This is a genomic window from Bacillus sp. TE9106W, from assembly GCF_054062215.1.
Genome location: NZ_JBSSFA010000021.1, coordinates 1 through 17998 on the forward strand (window position 1 = coordinate 1; position 17998 = coordinate 17998).

Below are 17998 nucleotides of genomic sequence, written 5' to 3' on the forward strand. Positions count from 1 at the left end.
CTTTTACCAGTTAAAAATTTGGTAGTGTTGTTACTGTATTATTATACATGAAAGTTATAAGAAAAAGGGGGAATCAACCTCAATAGAGGATATTGAAATTTAATTCAATGGCATTTTGTATAATGAAATTGAAGAGTAAGAGAAATATTAATATTAGATTGATTTTGTGAAAAACATTTTAATAAACGAAAAAAAATATATATAAGTAATAAAGATAAGATAATATATTTTTTGGTATTTTTATTTTAATGTTAAAATATAATAATTTAAAGAAAATAGGAGATAAAAAGAGAAAATGCTAATAATTATCCTGAAAAAAAACAAAAAAGGTGTAATATTAGGTTTTTCTTTCAAGATTTTCTCCTATATAATGATTTATGAATACGACATTAAAGGCTAATAATATTTGATATAATTTGCCTTTCCCTAACTTGGGTATACACTCTTTTCAACCTCCGTGTCAGTGATAATACATATTGAAAAGAGTGTATACATTTTTTTATTTGGGAGAGTAATTTTGAACTCCTTTTTTATAATGACAAATGAGATTTAAAATGGGATAATGATAGTATAACTTCAGGTGGTATGACCAATCTTGTTTAAGGAGAGAAGTGTATGCTAGATATTCAACAAATTAAAGAAATAATTCCTCATCGCTATCCATTTCTACTAGTGGATAAAGTTTTAGAAGTAGAAGAAGGAAAGCGTGCTATTGGGATAAAGAATGTTACAGCTAATGAAGAATTTTTTAATGGGCATTTTCCAGATTATCCTGTAATGCCGGGCGTTTTAATTGTAGAGGCTTTAGCACAGGTTGGTGCCGTTGCTATGTTGAAGAAAGAAGAGAATCGTGGTCGTTTAGCATTCTTCGCAGGCATCGATAATTGCCGTTTTAAACGACAAGTCCGTCCAGGTGACCAACTTCGTTTAGAAGTTGAGATGACGCGTGTACGTGGAGCAATCGGAAAAGGAAAAGCAATTGCTACTGTAGATGGTGAAATTGCTTGTGAGACAGAAATAACGTTCGCTCTTGGAGAGAAAAAAGAATAGTAAACGTAAAATGTTTTTTTATACAGATAGGTGGATACCAGGCTATGTTTACAGCCTTGTGTCCACCTATTTTATTTGTGTAGTAATATGTGATTTGTTTAGCAAAGAAGTTTAATAATAGGACTACTTTAGAGTGCTAGCAAGAGTTTTGATTAAATAATTCGGAGGGGATTTTGGGGTAATGAGCAGGGAATTCATATGAATTTGAAGGTATTTCTAGCATAATGAAAGAATAAAGTAAAGGTAGGAAATTTATACATTAAATTGTTAAGTATATAGAGGGCGGAACTTTTAAAAGATGATAAAAGTTCACGGCAATTTCATAAGAAAAACACAACTTTTTAGTGCAAGAAATATAAAATGAGTTTATCAAAATAGAGAAAAGAGATGATAAATGTGAAGCTATACGAGGTTTTACATGATTATGAGAATGGAAAGTTTAAAGATGGCGATATGTTTTTATATCAAAATAATCCAAGGATGATTGCAATTTTTAAATCAGGTAATTTTGTTTGGAGCGATGACAATGTAGCTGTTAATTGCAAAGATATTTCAAAAGATATTTGGTATATCAGAGAAAAGTAGTGAAGGGTTAAAAGTACCATGCATATAAGGGTTTATTCATAATAATTATCTGAATGTTAAGTTATTTTCGTTTGATATGTGTGGAACAAGGAATTTCTATAAATATAGAAGAAATCCATCTTAATGCGAGAAGATGGCCAAACTCAAAAATCATTAGAAATAAGAAGTGTAAATCGTATTGTTTTATGGGGAAATTACACTTATATGAATATAGAAGATAATAAAAAACTTCATCATTTAATTGATGGAGTTTTTCTTGTTTTGATGGCAAATACTAATTGCTCTTTTTAATTTATCTTTTATTTTTAATCAAGAATAATGTAATATAGTGAGGAGTATAAAAATAGATGTATTGTTTTAAAATTTTGATAAAGAGGGTAAAGGTATGAAAAAGAAAATTTTATTTTGGGTACTCGGTATCCTTGGGGTACTAATCATAGGTGGAGGAATTTATGCTTATAATGTATATTCTTCTGTATCTAATACATTAAAGGAAGTTCATCAACCTTTAAAACGTGATCAAAACAACAGTAATGTTGGAGAAAAAGTTAGTAAGAGTGAACCAGTGTCAATTTTATTACTAGGAGCAGATGAGCGCGGTGATGATAAAGGGCGTTCAGATTCTTTAATGGTGATTACATTAAATCCTAAAAATAACTCTATGAAAACAGTAAGTATTCCTCGTGATACGTATACAGAAATTGTTGGAAAAGGTAAAAGCGATAAAATCAATCATGCTTATGCATTCGGCGGAGTAGATATGTCTGTAGCGACAGTAGAAAATTTCTTGAACGTTCCTATTAATTACTATATTGAAGTGAACATGGAAGGCTTTAAAGATATTGTTGATGCAGTCGGTGGAGTAGATGTAAAGAATGATTTAGAATTTACGCAGGATGGACATCATTTTGCGAAAGGAAATATTCATTTAACAGGTGATCAAGCTTTAGCATTCACACGTATGCGTAAACAAGATCCACGTGGTGACTTTGGTCGTCAGATGCGCCAACGTCAAGTGATGCAAGGCGTTATCAAAAAAGGCGCAAGCTTCTCTTCTTTAACAGGTTATGGAGATGTATTAGCAGCAATTCAAAAGAATGTGAAGACAAACTTAACGCAAGATCAAATGTTTGATATGCAAAAAAACTATAAAGATTGCTTGAAAAATAGTGAGGATATCCAAATCCCAGGTGACGGTCATAAGGCTGCTGATGGCATTTGGTATTATTATGTTCCAGATGCAGCAAAACAAGATTTAACGAATAAATTAAGAACGCATCTTGAAGTGACTAAGTAATGATTCAACTTCTTTAGACAAAGTGCTAAAGGCCACGAAGTTTGGGCACAATATGTAACGGATTATTTCGTTGCTAAGTAATAAAGGTACACAAAAGGTATACGAGCAATCGTATACCTTTTATAATAAGAGAGTGAATAAGAAATCCTAATATATGTAGGAGGAAGACAATGAATTCAATTCTAATCTGCGGCGGAGCTGGTTATATCGGTTCTCACGCTGTGAAAAAATTAGTAGACGAAGGTTTATCTGTAGTAGTAGTAGATAACTTACAAACGGGTCATGAGGATGCAATTACGGAAGGTGCGAAGTTTTATAATGGCGACCTTCGTGATAAAGCATTTTTAAGAGATGTGTTTACACAAGAAAATATTGAGGCGGTTATGCATTTCGCGGCTGATTCTTTAGTTGGAGTTAGTATGGAGAAGCCTCTTCAATATTATAATAACAATGTGTATGGTGCACTTTGCTTATTAGAGGTAATGGATGAGTTTAAGGTAGATAAGTTTATTTTCTCTTCTACTGCAGCGACGTATGGTGAGGTAGATGTAGACCTTATTACTGAGGAAACGATGACAAATCCAACGAATACGTATGGAGAAACGAAGTTAGCAATCGAGAAGATGCTTCATTGGTATAGCCAAGCTTCTAATTTACGTTATAAGATTTTCAGATACTTTAACGTGGCTGGTGCAACTCCAAATGGTATTATTGGGGAAGATCACCGTCCAGAGACGCATTTAATTCCTCTTGTATTGCAAGTGGCGTTAGGTCAACGTGAGAAGATTATGATGTTTGGTGATGATTATAATACACCAGATGGTACTTGTATCCGTGATTATATTCATGTTGAAGATTTAGTAGCGGCTCACTTCTTAGGTCTTAAAGATCTACAGAACGGCGGAGAGAGTGATTTCTATAACTTAGGAAATGGTAATGGTTTCAGCGTAAAAGAAATCGTTGATGCAGTTCGTGAAGTTACAAATCATGAAATTCCTGCTGAAATAGCACCGCGCCGTGCGGGAGATCCAGCACGTTTAGTTGCTTCTTCTCAGAAAGCGAAAGAGAAGTTAGGTTGGGATCCTCAGTATGTAAATGTGAAGACAATCATAGAGCATGCTTGGAATTGGCATCAGAAGAAACCTAATGGGTATGAGAAATAAAATATAATAAGTGAAAGAGGGGTATTGTCGTTCAATATATGTTCGACAATACCCTCTCTTTTTTTATAAGATTTTTGCTATACTAAACTGTACTATAATACGGGATGGAAGGAGGAGAATAATGAAAATACTTGTAGTGGATGATGAGTCGAGTATTCGCAATTTGATTCGGATGCAGCTTGAGATGGAAGGATATGAAGTGCTCACGGCGGCTGATGGGAGAGAAGCTTTAGAGAGATGGAATGAAGGACCGGATGTTTTGATTTTGGATGTTATGCTTCCAGATACAGATGGGTATGAGTTGCTTCGTTTGTTCAGGGAGAAGGATAGAGATATTCCAGTACTCATGTTAACTGCGAAGAGTCAGATGAATGATAAATTGCTTGGTTTGCAGCTGGGCGCTGATGATTACGTGACAAAGCCATTTAATTATGCGGAGCTTATTCTTCGGGTCAAGAATATGACGCGGCGTGTGAAGAAGAAAGAGGTAACGGTAAGTCATGAAGTAATCGAGGCAGGAGAGATAACGATCTGTCCTAAGGAAAGAAAAGTGCATGTCAGTGGGCAAGAGATTCAGTTAACGTACAGAGAGTTTAATTTATGTCAGTTGTTTGTTTCTAATCCACAGCGTGTATTTATGAGAGATGAGTTACTTGAGAAAGTATGGGGATTTGAGTATATCGGAAATACGAGAGCGGTTGATATTATGGTGCAAAGATTGCGGAAGAAGCTAGGGAATAGCGGGGAATATATTAAGACCATTTATGGCGTTGGCTATAAACTAGATTGTTAAGTGGTGATGGTATGTCTTTAAAAAGAAATATGGTGTTTGGAATTGTTGGACTGTTAATCCCGATATTCGTTCTTTTGTACGCAGTTGTTTATATTACGTTAGAAAAGAATATGTATCATAATGCAGCAAATTCTTTAGAAAAGTTAAGTGTAGAAGCACAAATTTACACGATGAATTATTTAGAGAAGGAAGCAGAGGTAGAGACGCTCGGTCCGAATTCACTTTTAATTGCTTCGTATTTAGCGAAACGCATGGATGTCCGTGTACAGATGATTGGGAAGAATGGAGATGTTGTTGCGGATACGCAAAAGGGAGCACTTCTTCATCGGAATATTGATATTGAGAGTTCTTTGAAAGGGAAGAAATCTTATGTTTTTGAAGAGGGAGATCCAGCTCCAATCCTTCTGTTTTCAAGCCCAGTATATTATGGAAACGATGTCATTGGAAGTGTTCGTTTTATAAATGAGTTAACGGGTGAGAAGGAAGTTTTAACAAATGTCGGTTGGACGTTCTTAATGACGTCTCTTTGTCTCGTAGCTGCGGGTATTTTCTTTGCAATTCGTTTGGCAAAATCTCTCCATAAGCCGATTGATCAGTTAAGACAAATGGCGCACCGGCTTGCGAATGGTGATTATAAAAGTAAGATTGAGCTAAATGAATATGTGGAAATTGCTCAGCTTTCCGCATCTTTTAATGCAATGGCCGATGGAATTGAACTGCATATTAAGCAATTGAAAGAGGAGAAAGAGAAGCAGAAAGATTTCCTAGACCGCATTACGCATGAGCTGAAAACACCGCTAACGGCGATTATTGGCTATGTGGATTTAATTCCGAAGTTAAAAGCGAAGGAAGATGTAAAGGAGAGCTTGCGTTATGTGGCTGTAGAAAGTGAGCGTTTATTGTCACTTGTAGAGGAATTACTTAAGTCTTCAAAGTACGGAACGAGTACGTTTGAAATATCACCTACAGTTGTGAATATAAAGGAATTAGCCGAAGAAGCAGTTTCAATTGTGAAACCTCGCCTGCAAAAATTTGAGATTGAAGTTATCAATGAGTTAACAGATGTACATGTTGTTGCAGATTTCGATAAGACGAAACAGATCTTCTTAAATGTGCTTGATAATGCGATAAAATATAGCGATGCTACGCAAATTCGTATGAATGTCATTGTAAATGAACGTGAGGCAAAGGTTTTTGTTCATGATGATGGCATCGGTATCGATGAAGGTGTGCTGGCAGAGTGGAATGAATCGCCAGAAGGGAAGATTCTTCCTTCTAGTTACGGGAATGGTTACGGTTTGTATATTTGTCAGGAGATTATGGATAAGCAGGGCGGAAGTATGCGGATTGAGAGTAGTGAAGAAATAGGCACTACCATATTTATTACATTCTTGCTTCCGAGACGAATGGAAGATATAAAAAATCTGAAAGCGGTTAAATGATACATTTATGAAACAATTATGCGGTATTTTCGAAACAACGTTTTTTTATCTTGGAGGTAGGCAGAAATGAAAAGGCTATCATTTCAAATTCTTATGTTTGTCCTTTGTATAATTGTTTCTCTTATTTTATTTTATGTGATGGAGAAGCAAATATATAATCGGATCACAATCGTGAATGACAAACAAACTGTTTTACAAAGAGTGAATGAATCCCTGCCTACTGAAATGAAGGTTAGGCATGAAAAGTGGGGAGAAATTGTTATAACGGATGAAGTTCGTTTGCATACGATTGTTTCATTCTTTGACCAAATTCAAATCAATCCGAGTGAAGCTAAGAATCAAGAACAAGTATTTACTGGAGAAGTAACGTACTTGAATGGACAGAAACGTACTTTTGCAGTAGGTGACTTGTTCCAGTACGGGGCTGATATGTACGGAAAGAATGGTACGGATCCAATGATTTCAGCATTTCAAACGTATTTGTTAAGCCTGTATTACACACCAGAACGTATTGGTGATTTTTTTGCGTCAGCACAAGATGTCATAGTACGCCAAGGTGATGTAGAACGTGCGATGAATCTTACGCACATACTTGATTCGATTCGGTATGCAAAGCAAATTACAGATTACGGAGAAATCCAGAAATTATTACAATCACAGAATGAACCGATCGCTTATATTACCGCTTATAAAACAGGTAAGCGTATAAAGAATGAGCGTGAAGACATTCTTACTATTTCTGTGTATCCATCGTATTTTGTTGTGCAATATCTCGGTGATAATAATGGGAATGTCATGTATATGAAAAGCTCCCTCGCAAATTTATTTGTAAAGGAGAATGTGTCATGAGAAAGATAGCCTTTTTCTTCTTTTTGCTAGTAATTGGAGGAGCGATGTCTAGTTGCTCTCGAGATACGACCTCTATTAAATATAATAAAAGTGGTCTCCCTATTTTGGATGATCGTCATCTTGTTGCGTATGTAGCGGCTCGCGAGGAAGTGGGGGAAGCGTTGCTTTCATCATTTTGTAAACCACGCGGCTGTACGTATGAGTTTATTCGTCTTTCGACAGAAGAGCTTCTTCGGAGGGTAGAAGAGGAAGCTGGAAATCCGAAAGCGGATATTATTATTGGCGGTACGGTAGATGCGCATCAAATGATGAAGCAAAAAAACCTATCTATTCCTGTTACGAGCCAGCATGCGAACCGTATTTCAAAAACTGTTAAAGATAAAGATGGTTATTGGTACGGTTATGAAGTAGAGAAGCTGGCAATTGCGATCAATAAAGAGCGGTGGAACGAAGAAATAGCACCGCTCGGACTTCCTTATCCATCAAGGTGGCAAGATTTATTAAATCCAGTATATAAGGAAAAGATTGTCATGCCAGATCCAAATGTTTCAGGAACAGCATATACGTTTTTTCAATCACTTATTGATACTGTAGGTGAAGAGGAAGCGAAAGAATATGTTAAGAGTTTTGCAGGGCAAGTTGGTGAAGTAACGGTAAATGGTTACATGCCTGTAGAGCTTGTTGCGAGCGGTGAGTATATGATCGGCATCAATTTCATGGGAGATCAAAGAATGCTTCAAAAACAAGGCTTTCCAGTTGTAAGTATCGTACCTGAGCAAACAGGGTTATCTGTTAATGCGATTTCGAAACTAAAACGTGCGCCCAATGGTATTATTGCGGATTTATTTATTGATTATTGTTTATCAGAAGAAGCGGGTCACATTTTAGAAAAGGTTTCGTTTGGCGTGCCAACGATGTTTGCGAAGAACGAGAAAGAAATAGAAGGACAGCCGGTTAGAAGAACAAACCAAAATATATCAAATAGCGGAATAATCGAGATATGGAATAGACAACGTCTCTCTCAGAAGTGAGAAAAGGAGACGAAAGAATATGTTTAAATGGCTCAAGCCAGCACCTGCAATTGAACGTTTACCAGCGGATATGATCGACCGTGTGTATCGATTACTACGTATTCGCGTGTTAATCGGAATTTCAGTTGGATATGCTGCTTATTATTTAGTTCGTAGTAACTTTACGTTATCAAGTACGTACTTAGTACAAGAATATGGTTTTAGTACAGCTGAAATTGGTCTACTAGGTTCAGTAATGGCAATTGTTTATGGTTTTAGTAAGTTCTTTATGGGGAATTTATCAGATAAAGCTTTCGCCCAGCGCTTTATCGCAGTCGGTTTATTTTTATCAGGGCTTGTTAATATTTGCTTCGGTTTTGCATCTTCATTTGGGATGATTGTTACATTACTTGTTGTTAACGGTATTGTACAAGGTATGGGAGCACCACCTTGTAGTATTGTTATGACGAAATGGTTCTCGAAGAAAGAGCGCGGTACGAAAACAGGTATTTGGAATATTTCACATAACGTTGGTGGAATGCTTGTGCCACCACTTGTTGGGATTGGTGTAGGTATTTTTGGTGAAAATCATTGGCAAGGCGGCGTGTTTATTTTCCCGGCGATTATCGCAATGATAATTTCAGTCCTTGTTTGGATTAATGCGAAGGATACACCGGAATCAGAAGGTCTTCCTCCAATTGATGAGTATCGTAATGACTATGAAAACCTTGAAAAAGCAGATCATGCTAACAAGATGTCACCAAAAGAAATTTTAATGAAGTATGTAGTGAAAAATAAATTTGTATGGTTCTTATGTATTGCAAATGCATTTGTTTATTTAATTCGCTTCGGTGTTATTAACTGGGTTCCACTTTATTTAACGACAGTTAAAGGGTTCTCAAAAAATGAAGCACACGCGGCGTACGCAATCTTTGAAGGTATGGCAATTCCAAGTTCATTAATCGTTGGTCTTTTAAGTGATAAATTATTTAAAGGAAAACGTATGCCATTATGTATCATTAGTATGGTCGGAGTTGTTATTGGTACGTTTGTATATTGGCAAGCAACTAGCATACTTGTTGTAAGTATTGCAGTTTCTATTATCGGTTGTTTAATTTATGTACCACAGTTCTTAATCGGTTTAAGTGCGATGGAATTAGTACCGAAATTTGCAGTAGGTACGACAGTTGGTATGTGTGGTCTGTTCGGTTATGTAGGCGGAAGTCTTGTAGCAAACGCAGCAATCGGTGTTATTGTTGATCGTTCTGGCTGGGATGGTTGTTTCATCTTACTATTAACAGGTGCCATTTTATCAACAATCTTCTTGTTCATCGTTCAACGTGGACATGAGAGCAAAGCTCCTAAAGCGGCGTAATATTTTGTTTGAAAAGCTATCCAATTATCATTTTGGATGGCTTTTCTTATATTACTATAATCTTTCCTTAAATCTATCTTAAAAGACATAATGTCATATTTCTAATCATTGGAATTTTTGTTACAATATAAATGGATGTGTAAAACTTTGTAAAAAGAATGTAATAATATGTAATTCGTTTTCTGAAAGTTTTATACAATTGAATGTCTGTTAAACTACTAATTTATAAAAGGAGAGTTAAATAGTAGAAGACTAAATAATTAATGTGCCTGTTAAAGCATTGAAAGGTTGGGACAATCAAGTTGTTTTAGATATCTACAGAAATCAAAAGGGAAAATAAAAACATTATCTCCACAAAGAAGAACTTGTTCAAATTTTGATATCTATCATTCATGTAGTTGCAGGATATATGGAATGAGAAAGTAACAAAAGAAAAAGTCGGAGGTTAAAGAGGTATGAGAAGAGCCTATTTGATAGAGATAAAACCGACAAAAGAACAAATAGCCAAGATAAATCAAACGATTGGGGTATGTAGATATGTTTACAATCTTTATATCTTTAAAAACAAAGAGATGTATGAATCCAAGGGAAAGTTTCTAAGTGGCTATGATTTTTCTAAATGGCTAAACAATGTCTATACAAAAGAATGTGATCAATGGATTAAAGAGGTATCTAGTAAGGCAGTAAAACAGGCAATTATGAATGGAGATAAGGCTTTTAAAAGATTTTTTCAAGGTTTATCTGGATTTCCACGTTATAAGAAAAAGAAGAAGCAAGATGTCAAATGCTATTTTCCTAAAAATAACAAAACAGATTGGGCAGTAGAAAGACATAGAGTAAAAGTCCCAACGATTGGTTGGATGAGGTTAAAAGAATATGGGTATATCCCTCAAGATGTGATTGTAAAAAGTGGAACGATAGGTAAAAGAGCAGGAAGATATTTTTTATCTGTGCTTTGCGAATTGGAAGAAATAGAAACGAAGCTAACTCTCAAGCAAACGGGTTTAGGTATTGATTTAGGGGTGAAGGATTTCGTAATACGTAGCGACGGCATCATTCATGAAAACATCAACAAAACAATGCAAGTAAAAAAGTTAGAAAAACGGTTAAAACGTGAGCAACGTTCTTTATCGCGTAAATTTGAAAATATAAAAAAGAGAGGTGAACAATCTGTTACTAAAAAAAGAGCGAATATAGATAAAAATGTTCTTAGAGTGCAAAAGTTATGTGCTCGATTAACGAATATTCGACTAGAGTATGTAAAGTCTATTGTAATCAATGTGGTGAAAACCAAGCCGACATTTATTACAGTGGAAGATTTGAATGTGAAAGGTATGATGAAGAATAAACATCTATCTAAAACAATTGCAGCACAATGTTTCTATACATTTAAAACATGGTTATTGCTTAAATGCGAGGAGTATGGGATTGAACTACGTCAAGTAGGTCGGTTTTATCCTTCGTCAAAGTTATGCTCATGTTGTGGTCACAAGAAAGTAGACTTGAGGCTGTGCAACCGAGTATATGAATGTGACTGTGGAAATGTAATGGATAGGGATTTGAACGCGTCAATCAACCTGTTACAAGCAAAAGAATATACAATACTAACGTAAATAGATTGTATATATGTACGGTGGGCTACATCGGAATTTACGCCTGTGGAGTGTTGTATCAAACTGTAGTAGCGAGTTAATGGCGAGACAGGACACATAGAAGCAGGAATACTCTAAGAATGTATATTTTTCTATATTTTTAGTAGCAGAGAGAATATGGTACCAAATACGGTTCGTACTCCAAACAAGAAGAAGAAATGGATTATTATCGGAGTTATTGCACTAATTGTTATTGTAGCAGCAGTTAATATTTTTGTAATGCAAGGGAAGAAGAAGGGTGCATCAACATCTGCTGAAGCTGTAAGTTTTGAGAAGGTAACGGAGCGAAAGCTGAATAATACGAAGTTAATTTCTGGTCAGGTAAAGCCTGGGAATATCGAAAGTTTCTATGCGGATCCGACTAAAGGAAAAGTGAAAGATATTGAAGTAAAAGAAGGACAAGAGGTAGAGAAAGGTACAAAGTTATTCTCTTATGATAATGAAGAGATTAATCTTCAAATGAAGCAAGCTGATCTTGATCAGAAGATGGCTGATATGCGTTATGATCAGGGGAAGAAGAAGATTGATTCGTTGAAGAAAGAAATTAAGAAGGCAAAAGATAGCGGAGCTGGGAAAGAAGTAACAGATCCGATGGAAGAGCAAGTAAGCGAGTTGGAGATAGCGCAAAAGACAACGGATCTTGAGAAAGAAAAAGGGAAGTTGCAGAAAGAAGAGTTAAGTAAAAAGCAGAAAGAGCTTACGATTTATAGTAATTTTGCTGGTGTTGTTCAAAAGTTAGATAAAGATGCGGCGCAAAGTTCATCTCAAGCGTTAGGTGGTCAAGGGAAAGCCTTTTTACAAGTGGCTTCTAAAGATCCATTCCAAATTCAAGGAACGTTAACTGAGCTTCAAAAGTCACAAATTCAAAAGGATCAAACATTTACTGTAACTGCGAAAGCAAATAATAAGAAGAAGTGGACAGGTAAGATTACAGAAGTAAGTGAATTCCCAACGAGTGCAGAGATGGCGCAAGCCGGCGGTATGGGTGAAGCGACTCAAAATATGTCTCAATATACATATAAAGCAAGCCTTGATAGTCAAGATGGTTTATCTCCAGGTTATCACGTTTCTCTGCAAGTAAATTTAGAGAATAAGACGATGGTTGCTGTTCCGACTAAGAGCATTGTAGAAAAAGACGGTGATACATTTGTTTATGTTGAGGATAAAGGAAAGCTTCGTAAACAAAATGTGAAAAAAGGTTCTACTGATGGAGACTGGACAGAGATTACTGAAGGCGTAACAGTGGGGCAAAAGGTGGTTAAAAATCCTTCCGACGATGTGTATGACGGAATGGAAGTGAAAGAGAAATGATTACGCTAAATCATATTGCTAAAACGTATTATCAAGGAAAATTGGCAGTGCCGATTTTGCACGGTATTAGTTTAACGATTCAGAGCGGCGAGTTCGTTTCGATTATGGGACCGTCTGGTTCTGGTAAATCAACGCTTATGAATATTATCGGTTGTTTAGATCGTCCAACAGAAGGCGAATATATGCTGAACGATGTGAATATCTTAACAGCAGACGAGTCAAAGCTTGCTTTAATTCGTAATGAATATATCGGTTTTGTGTTTCAGCACTTTAATTTGCTTCCTCGTCTTTCGGCAGTCGAAAATGTTGAGCTTCCGCTCGTATATGGCGGCATAAAGAAGGCAGAGCGTCGCAAGCGTGCTTTAGAGGCGCTTGGTAAAGTCGGATTAGCAGACCGCGTGCATCATTTACCGAACGAATTGTCAGGTGGACAGAAGCAGCGTGTCGCAATTGCAAGAGCGATTGCGAATAATCCAACGTTCATTATGGCCGATGAGCCGACTGGTGCGCTTGATACGAAGTCTGGTGAGCAAGTTATGGATATTTTCACGAAGTTAAATGCAGAAGGCACGACGATTGTTATGGTTACGCATGAAGAGGAAGTAGCAGCGTATTCTTCCCGCCGCATCGTACTGCGAGACGGGAAAATTACAGAAGATAGAAGGTGTGCGGTATGAGTTTACTAGATAGTATAAAAATTGCCCTCTCTTCTATTTTAGCTCATAAACTGCGTTCAGCTCTTACGATGCTCGGTATTATTATCGGCGTTGGTTCGATTATTACTGTCGTTGCAATTGGGCAAGGCGGGGAAGCGATGCTGAAGTCAAAAATCGCAGGTTCTGGTAATAATCTTATGCCAATTCAGTTTAAACCAGATATGAATGATGAGTTTGCTATAGGTGGATTTGAAATACCGAAGTTAACGGAAGAAGATATTATGGAAGTAAAACAAGTGAAAGATGTTTCACATGTTATTACGACAAACCAGACGACAGAGGTGCTTGATGTAAATGATAAAAAAGCAAATCTGAATGTTATTGGTCTTGATAATGAATATTTTGCAGTTAATAAAGTAAAGGTCGTAAAGGGACGTACTTTAAACGAATCAGATATTTCTCATGCAAATAACGTTGTGATGATTAGTACAAAGACAGAGGAAACGTTATTTAAGGACGTGAATCCAGTCGGACAAATTATTGAGATGAAAGGACAACCGATGCAAATTATCGGTGTGTATACATCTGATAATGAGTTTATGGGATTTGAAATGGAAGAAGGGTTAATTCCGATTACGTTATGGCCTGTTTTATACGGAACAGATGAAATTCAAAGTATCGCAATTCAATCTAAAAATGTAGACGATTTAGAATCAGCAGGGAAACAAGCTGTTGATGTACTAAATAGTCGTAAGCCAAGTGAAATTCCAGGTAAATATGAATTAGTAAACTTGAAAGAATTCCAAGAAGGAGTTTCTAAAGTTACTAACATTATGACGATGATCATTGGTGGTATCGCGGGTATTTCATTAGTCGTTGGTGGTATTGGTGTTATGAACATTATGCTCGTATCTGTAACGGAGCGTACGCGCGAAATTGGGATACGTAAAGCACTTGGAGCAACGCGTAGTAAAATTTTATTACAGTTTTTAATTGAAGCAGTTATGTTAACGCTTCTAGGTGGTTTGATCGGAATTGGTCTTGGATATGGCGGAGCATATATCGTTTCCACATTCGCAAAATGGCCACCACTCGTTTCATGGGAAGTTGTCGTTGGAGGCGTACTGTTCTCTATGACACTCGGTATTATCTTTGGATTAATTCCAGCAAACAAAGCTGCGAAATTAGATCCAATTGAAGCACTTCGTTATGAGTAAGTAATCGTGTAGTAGAACTACACACTACCGTTCTAGTGGGCGGTTCGTAGCCTCTATATGAGGAAGTGAACCGCCCGTTAGAACGGGTTATATAAATGGAAGGAGGCGTTATAATGGAGGCAAATGTAAATACACAAAAAGCTGGCGGCGAGAAGCCATCATTGTTTGGAATGATTACTTCCCCTGGTTTACAGTTTGAGAGAATGAAGACGAGCGAGAAAGTTTGGGGTATGTTCTTCTTAATGGCGCTATTACAAGGGCTTTTAAGTGGTCTTACTACGTACGTTACGAATACGTCACCTGAGATGGTTAAAATGAAAAAAGAATTAGGTGAATTTGCAGTACAGAGTTCACTGACATCCGACGTTATTTCTGGTATGGTGTCGGGTGCTGTAGGTGGTATGTTTGCAATCATTGTTGTAGCAGCTATCTATAAAGTATTTATGATGTTCTATGGGAATGATACCTCTTATAAAAAACTAGTAACGATTATTGTATATGCGAACATTGTTGCTATTATTGGTGGATTTATTAATGGAATTATAGCTTTAATTTTAGGTGAAGCACCAAATGCATATACAAGTTTAGGACCACTATTTGAGCAAGGTTCACTAGCTTATGGAATCGGTAATACAATTGAAGTGTTCTATTTATGGAATATCGTTTTAATTTGGTTAGGACTGCAAATTACAGCAGGAGTAAGTAAAGTGAAAGCAGCAATTCCAATTATCGTTTTATTCATCCTTAAAGCGTTATTCTTAGCGGCGATTGTTATGTTAATTGCGGCATTTTTACCAAATATGCCAGTATAAATAAGGAGGCGTTATAATGGAAGCAAATATTAATACGCAAGATGCAGGTGGAAAGAAGCCGTCATTGTTTGGGATGATTACTTCTCCAGGTGAACAGTTTGAGAGAATGAAGACGAAAAGTCCGGTCTGGGGCGCATTTGTCTTATTTATTTTATTGGGAACGATTATGGCAACAGGTGCAGCATACTTAACATTAATTAATACGCCAGAATTGGCAAAAGAATTGAATGGTGAAGCAGGGGCAATGGTAAAAGGATTTACCCTTGGTGGAGGAGCACTTGTTGGTGTGTTAGGTACGCCTATAGGTCTATTTATTGCAGCTGGTTTTTATAAAATTATTATGATGTTTATGAGCAATGATACTCCGTACATGAAGATATTATCTATTTACTTATATGCTAACCTTGTTTATTATCTCGGCGGATTGTTAAATGTAGCATTAGGTTTTGTATTTGATGGAAATGGTGTTGATGTTTATACAAGTTTAGCTCCTTTATTTGAAAAAGGAACAGTGTTACATGGAATTGGCTCTTCAATTGAAATTTTCAATATTTGGAGTTTAGTTCTAACGGGACTAGGGTTACATATTGTAGCTGGCTTAAGTAAGAAACAAGCTACAACATTAATTGTAATCTTCTTCGTTCTAACAGTTGCATTAGGTGTTGTAAAAGGTTTAGCTGGCATTGGTGCATAATATATTTGTTAAAAAAGGTGGCTCTTCGGAGTCACCTTTTTTATTTTTACCCCTATTTCAAATATCACTAACAGAATTTCAAATTCTACTTCATGTAATTTGAAATTCAGTCGGTAGCATTTGAAATTACCCACAGTGAAATCCTTTCTTTATTTTTATATTGTGAAGGTACCGCGGAATACTAGAAAGGTATACCTTTTAGAAACGGGTACTGTGTGAACCCAGCGACTTTTACAGAGGCAGTTGTGTTGTATGAAGGTATGATTGTGAATCAAATAAAGAAGTTAGGGATTTATCAAGATTATGAAGAGTATTATCAATGTGGGTTAATCGGTCTTTGGCATGCGTATGAAAGATATGATGCGAAGAAGGGAAGTTTTCCTGCATATGCAGTTGTAACGGTACGTGGTTATATATTAGAAAGATTGAAAAAAGAGTTTGCAGTGCAAGAAAAGTGTGTATGTGTAGGAGAGTATAAGAATCACTTTTATTTTGAAGATATTGAAATGAAAGTGAAGGATTTTATGAGTGTATTAGATGAGAAGGAGAAGTATATTATTTTTGAACGTTTTTTTGTAGGAAAGACGATGGGGGAAATCGCTTTAGAGACAGAGATGACCTATTATCAAGTGAGGTGGATATATCGGCAAGCGCTTGAGAAAATGCGAAATAGCTTAAGAGGATAAATAGTATCATAAGAATGGAAGGCAAAGGATATTGCTTTCCATTCTACTTATTTTGTTAAGGTAGTAAATGTAATAAGAGGTTTTTAAATTGTAGTGAATCTTGCATGTTCATACGTGATAATACATATCCAGCTTTTAATAATTGTTGTTTTAACTTATGGGGACTGATATGTATAGTTGTAGTTGTGCCATTTGAAAAATGAATGGTAGCTTTTTTACTTTTTTTGAAAAACTCTATGTCATCTATATGGTTATAAAATAGCCATATACAGTTTGGAGAAGAAGGAGACTCTGTTGGGAAAGCACAAATATATTCTCTATGATTAATTGGAATCGGGACATTTTGTTTGAAATGAAAGTTTGTTTGAACTGCTTTCCGTCTGCCTTGATAAGTAGAGTGAACATTGGTTAAACAAGATTTTTTTATGAGCTGGAGAGCGGTTTGACAGGAGTAAAGATGGTTCCCACTACTGTCGATCATTTTTGTGCAATAAGAAGGGTGCTTGTAAGGCTCTAACATCATTGTAGAATTAGAAATAATAATAGCATTTTCGTCATTCATAAATTTAATTCCCCCTTTATAAATGATAATAATTCTCAATATAATTATATACGAATTAAGTAAATTAATTGTTAATCTTTTATTTCATATTGTAAATTTTAGCTATTCGTTTACAATCAATAGATGTTAGTCTTTCTAATTTGCATCGCTTGTACATATATATGAAAATAGAAAAGAGTAGGCGGTGAGATAGTATGAAGAAAAGGTATATTATTATGGCTCTAGTTGTTGTTCTTTTAGTATATTTAGCAAATAGTAATCCAAGTAAAGGTGAATATACGGATTGGGCAGCGAAGCAGTTTATGAAACGTAATGATGTAAGTAAGAAGCTAGACGAAGTGCAAAAGGAAAATGAAGAGGGGCTCCTTGGTGATTTAGCATCGGCTGGTAAGAAGTTGGCGAAAAAATATGTTGAGCCGCAAGTTGGATTGTTAATCGATCATTATACGAAGCGAGATGATTATATATTCTTCTCAACATATAAGACGGAATTTGATATCGGCGGAGAACATTATAAATATGTATGCGTCGGTTTTTCAAAAATCTTTATTCCAATTGAAATGCCGAAGAAAAAAGACGAATCTGCAAAATGATGCAGATTCGTCTTCTTGTTTATAAAGTAATGGGAACTTCAGATACATTTCTTTCTACGAGACGAGCTCCCTTTTTTCGGGTATTTTCGTTAATTGATGAAAATACAGATGAGGCAAGGATCGTATCCATTACTTGATTTACGACTTGTGCATCGACGGGTGTGATTGGTTTCTCGATAGAAAAAACAACCGTTTTCCCGTCTTCTTTCGCGAAAATCAATTCTAGTACTTGCATATGTTATTTCCTCCTT

General features: G+C 36.0%; 20 protein-coding genes. 18 read left to right on the plus strand and 2 right to left on the minus strand.

Going from position 1 to position 17998, the window contains the following annotated elements; translation table 11 throughout:
- Positions 1-615 precede the first annotated feature (615 nt).
- From fabZ to ACVWY7_RS25200, 17 genes are all read left to right on the plus strand, one after another.
- Positions 616-1050 carry a 3-hydroxyacyl-ACP dehydratase FabZ gene (gene fabZ, locus ACVWY7_RS25120; RefSeq protein WP_000884319.1) on the plus strand — a complete coding sequence of 145 codons (435 nt, stop codon included), beginning with the start codon at positions 616-618 and terminating at the stop codon, positions 1048-1050.
- 387 nt (positions 1051-1437) lie between these two features.
- A complete protein-coding gene (locus tag ACVWY7_RS25125) occupies positions 1438-1635 on the plus strand; it encodes a hypothetical protein (RefSeq protein WP_033682576.1) in 198 nt (65 codons plus the stop codon).
- A 123-nt stretch (positions 1636-1758) separates the two neighbouring features.
- Complete coding sequence (locus ACVWY7_RS25130; protein ID WP_326969255.1) at positions 1759-1926, plus strand: hypothetical protein; 168 nt, start codon at positions 1759-1761, stop codon at positions 1924-1926.
- A gap of 94 nt (positions 1927-2020) precedes the next feature.
- A complete protein-coding gene (tagU, locus tag ACVWY7_RS25135; protein ID WP_000727087.1) occupies positions 2021-2932 on the plus strand; it encodes a polyisoprenyl-teichoic acid--peptidoglycan teichoic acid transferase TagU in 912 nt (303 codons plus the stop codon).
- A 170-nt stretch (positions 2933-3102) separates the two neighbouring features.
- On the plus strand, positions 3103-4095 hold the full coding sequence (gene galE, locus ACVWY7_RS25140) for a UDP-glucose 4-epimerase GalE (RefSeq protein WP_001084645.1): 993 nt from the start codon (positions 3103-3105) through the stop codon (positions 4093-4095).
- Between the two features lie 121 nt (positions 4096-4216).
- Positions 4217-4888, plus strand: coding sequence for a response regulator transcription factor (locus ACVWY7_RS25145; RefSeq protein WP_000699575.1), 672 nt, complete (start codon positions 4217-4219; stop codon positions 4886-4888).
- Between the two features lie 11 nt (positions 4889-4899).
- The gene (locus tag ACVWY7_RS25150) at positions 4900-6330 is read left to right on the plus strand and encodes a HAMP domain-containing sensor histidine kinase (protein WP_000054041.1); all 1431 of its coding nucleotides are present in this window, start codon (positions 4900-4902) and stop codon (positions 6328-6330) included.
- A 66-nt stretch (positions 6331-6396) separates the two neighbouring features.
- Complete coding sequence (locus ACVWY7_RS25155; RefSeq protein WP_073524427.1) at positions 6397-7179, plus strand: DUF3919 family protein; 783 nt, start codon at positions 6397-6399, stop codon at positions 7177-7179.
- Positions 7176-8210 carry an ABC transporter substrate-binding protein gene (locus ACVWY7_RS25160; RefSeq protein WP_073524425.1) on the plus strand — a complete coding sequence of 345 codons (1035 nt, stop codon included), beginning with the start codon at positions 7176-7178 and terminating at the stop codon, positions 8208-8210. The genes ACVWY7_RS25155 and ACVWY7_RS25160 overlap by 4 nt, the downstream gene beginning before the upstream one ends.
- 19 nt (positions 8211-8229) lie before the next feature.
- Complete coding sequence (gene pgtP / locus ACVWY7_RS25165) at positions 8230-9564, plus strand: MFS transporter (RefSeq protein ID WP_000477589.1); 1335 nt, start codon at positions 8230-8232, stop codon at positions 9562-9564.
- Between the two features lie 455 nt (positions 9565-10019).
- A complete protein-coding gene (locus ACVWY7_RS25170) occupies positions 10020-11177 on the plus strand; it encodes an RNA-guided endonuclease InsQ/TnpB family protein (protein ID WP_001250477.1) in 1158 nt (385 codons plus the stop codon).
- 156 nt (positions 11178-11333) lie between these two features.
- Complete coding sequence (locus tag ACVWY7_RS25175) at positions 11334-12527, plus strand: efflux RND transporter periplasmic adaptor subunit (RefSeq protein ID WP_105989609.1); 1194 nt, start codon at positions 11334-11336, stop codon at positions 12525-12527.
- Positions 12524-13204, plus strand: a complete 681-nt coding sequence (locus tag ACVWY7_RS25180) for an ABC transporter ATP-binding protein (RefSeq protein WP_000631600.1) — start codon at positions 12524-12526, stop codon at positions 13202-13204. Before ACVWY7_RS25175 ends, ACVWY7_RS25180 begins: the two co-directional genes overlap by 4 nt.
- Positions 13201-14400, plus strand: a complete 1200-nt coding sequence (locus ACVWY7_RS25185; RefSeq protein WP_000054381.1) for an ABC transporter permease — start codon at positions 13201-13203, stop codon at positions 14398-14400. Before ACVWY7_RS25180 ends, ACVWY7_RS25185 begins: the two co-directional genes overlap by 4 nt.
- A gap of 113 nt (positions 14401-14513) precedes the next feature.
- A complete protein-coding gene (locus ACVWY7_RS25190) occupies positions 14514-15212 on the plus strand; it encodes a Yip1 family protein (RefSeq protein WP_105989608.1) in 699 nt (232 codons plus the stop codon).
- A gap of 16 nt (positions 15213-15228) precedes the next feature.
- Positions 15229-15906 (plus strand): Yip1 family protein, encoded by a 678-nt coding sequence (locus tag ACVWY7_RS25195; protein WP_105989607.1) that lies wholly within the window; start codon positions 15229-15231, stop codon positions 15904-15906.
- Positions 15907-16121: 215 nt separating this feature from the next.
- The gene (locus tag ACVWY7_RS25200) at positions 16122-16592 is read left to right on the plus strand and encodes a sigma-70 family RNA polymerase sigma factor (protein ID WP_105989606.1); all 471 of its coding nucleotides are present in this window, start codon (positions 16122-16124) and stop codon (positions 16590-16592) included.
- 55 nt (positions 16593-16647) lie between these two features.
- Here the strand turns inward: ACVWY7_RS25200 and ACVWY7_RS25205 are convergent, their stop codons facing one another.
- Complete coding sequence (locus ACVWY7_RS25205) at positions 16648-17154, minus strand: competence protein ComK (RefSeq protein WP_105989605.1); 507 nt, start codon at positions 17152-17154, stop codon at positions 16648-16650.
- A gap of 194 nt (positions 17155-17348) precedes the next feature.
- Here ACVWY7_RS25205 and ACVWY7_RS25210 point away from each other — a divergent pair, with 194 nt between their 5' ends.
- Positions 17349-17747 carry a DUF4359 domain-containing protein gene (locus tag ACVWY7_RS25210; protein WP_000747726.1) on the plus strand — a complete coding sequence of 133 codons (399 nt, stop codon included), beginning with the start codon at positions 17349-17351 and terminating at the stop codon, positions 17745-17747.
- Positions 17748-17766: 19 nt separating this feature from the next.
- On the opposite strand, the gene ACVWY7_RS25215 is transcribed toward ACVWY7_RS25210, so the two are convergent.
- A complete protein-coding gene (locus ACVWY7_RS25215) occupies positions 17767-17982 on the minus strand; it encodes a DUF2922 domain-containing protein (RefSeq protein WP_001197600.1) in 216 nt (71 codons plus the stop codon).
- Between the last annotated feature and the right edge of the window lie 16 nt (positions 17983-17998).

Coding starts and splice junctions, on each gene's coding strand:
- galE (WP_001084645.1), top strand. CDS start 3,103: ATGAATTCAATTCTAATCTGCGGCGGAGCTGGTTATATCGGTTCTCAC.
- tagU (WP_000727087.1), top strand. CDS start 2,021: ATGAAAAAGAAAATTTTATTTTGGGTACTCGGTATCCTTGGGGTACTA.
- ACVWY7_RS25205 (WP_105989605.1), bottom strand. CDS start 17,154: ATGAATGACGAAAATGCTATTATTATTTCTAATTCTACAATGATGTTA.
- ACVWY7_RS25190 (WP_105989608.1), top strand. CDS start 14,514: ATGGAGGCAAATGTAAATACACAAAAAGCTGGCGGCGAGAAGCCATCA.
- pgtP (WP_000477589.1), top strand. CDS start 8,230: ATGTTTAAATGGCTCAAGCCAGCACCTGCAATTGAACGTTTACCAGCG.
- ACVWY7_RS25130 (WP_326969255.1), top strand. CDS start 1,759: ATGCGAGAAGATGGCCAAACTCAAAAATCATTAGAAATAAGAAGTGTA.
- ACVWY7_RS25125 (WP_033682576.1), top strand. CDS start 1,438: ATGATAAATGTGAAGCTATACGAGGTTTTACATGATTATGAGAATGGA.
- ACVWY7_RS25180 (WP_000631600.1), top strand. CDS start 12,524: ATGATTACGCTAAATCATATTGCTAAAACGTATTATCAAGGAAAATTG.
- fabZ (WP_000884319.1), top strand. CDS start 616: ATGCTAGATATTCAACAAATTAAAGAAATAATTCCTCATCGCTATCCA.
- ACVWY7_RS25185 (WP_000054381.1), top strand. CDS start 13,201: ATGAGTTTACTAGATAGTATAAAAATTGCCCTCTCTTCTATTTTAGCT.
- ACVWY7_RS25175 (WP_105989609.1), top strand. CDS start 11,334: ATGGTACCAAATACGGTTCGTACTCCAAACAAGAAGAAGAAATGGATT.
- ACVWY7_RS25150 (WP_000054041.1), top strand. CDS start 4,900: ATGTCTTTAAAAAGAAATATGGTGTTTGGAATTGTTGGACTGTTAATC.
- ACVWY7_RS25170 (WP_001250477.1), top strand. CDS start 10,020: ATGAGAAGAGCCTATTTGATAGAGATAAAACCGACAAAAGAACAAATA.
- ACVWY7_RS25215 (WP_001197600.1), bottom strand. CDS start 17,982: ATGCAAGTACTAGAATTGATTTTCGCGAAAGAAGACGGGAAAACGGTT.
- ACVWY7_RS25160 (WP_073524425.1), top strand. CDS start 7,176: ATGAGAAAGATAGCCTTTTTCTTCTTTTTGCTAGTAATTGGAGGAGCG.
- ACVWY7_RS25145 (WP_000699575.1), top strand. CDS start 4,217: ATGAAAATACTTGTAGTGGATGATGAGTCGAGTATTCGCAATTTGATT.
- ACVWY7_RS25195 (WP_105989607.1), top strand. CDS start 15,229: ATGGAAGCAAATATTAATACGCAAGATGCAGGTGGAAAGAAGCCGTCA.
- ACVWY7_RS25210 (WP_000747726.1), top strand. CDS start 17,349: ATGAAGAAAAGGTATATTATTATGGCTCTAGTTGTTGTTCTTTTAGTA.
- ACVWY7_RS25155 (WP_073524427.1), top strand. CDS start 6,397: ATGAAAAGGCTATCATTTCAAATTCTTATGTTTGTCCTTTGTATAATT.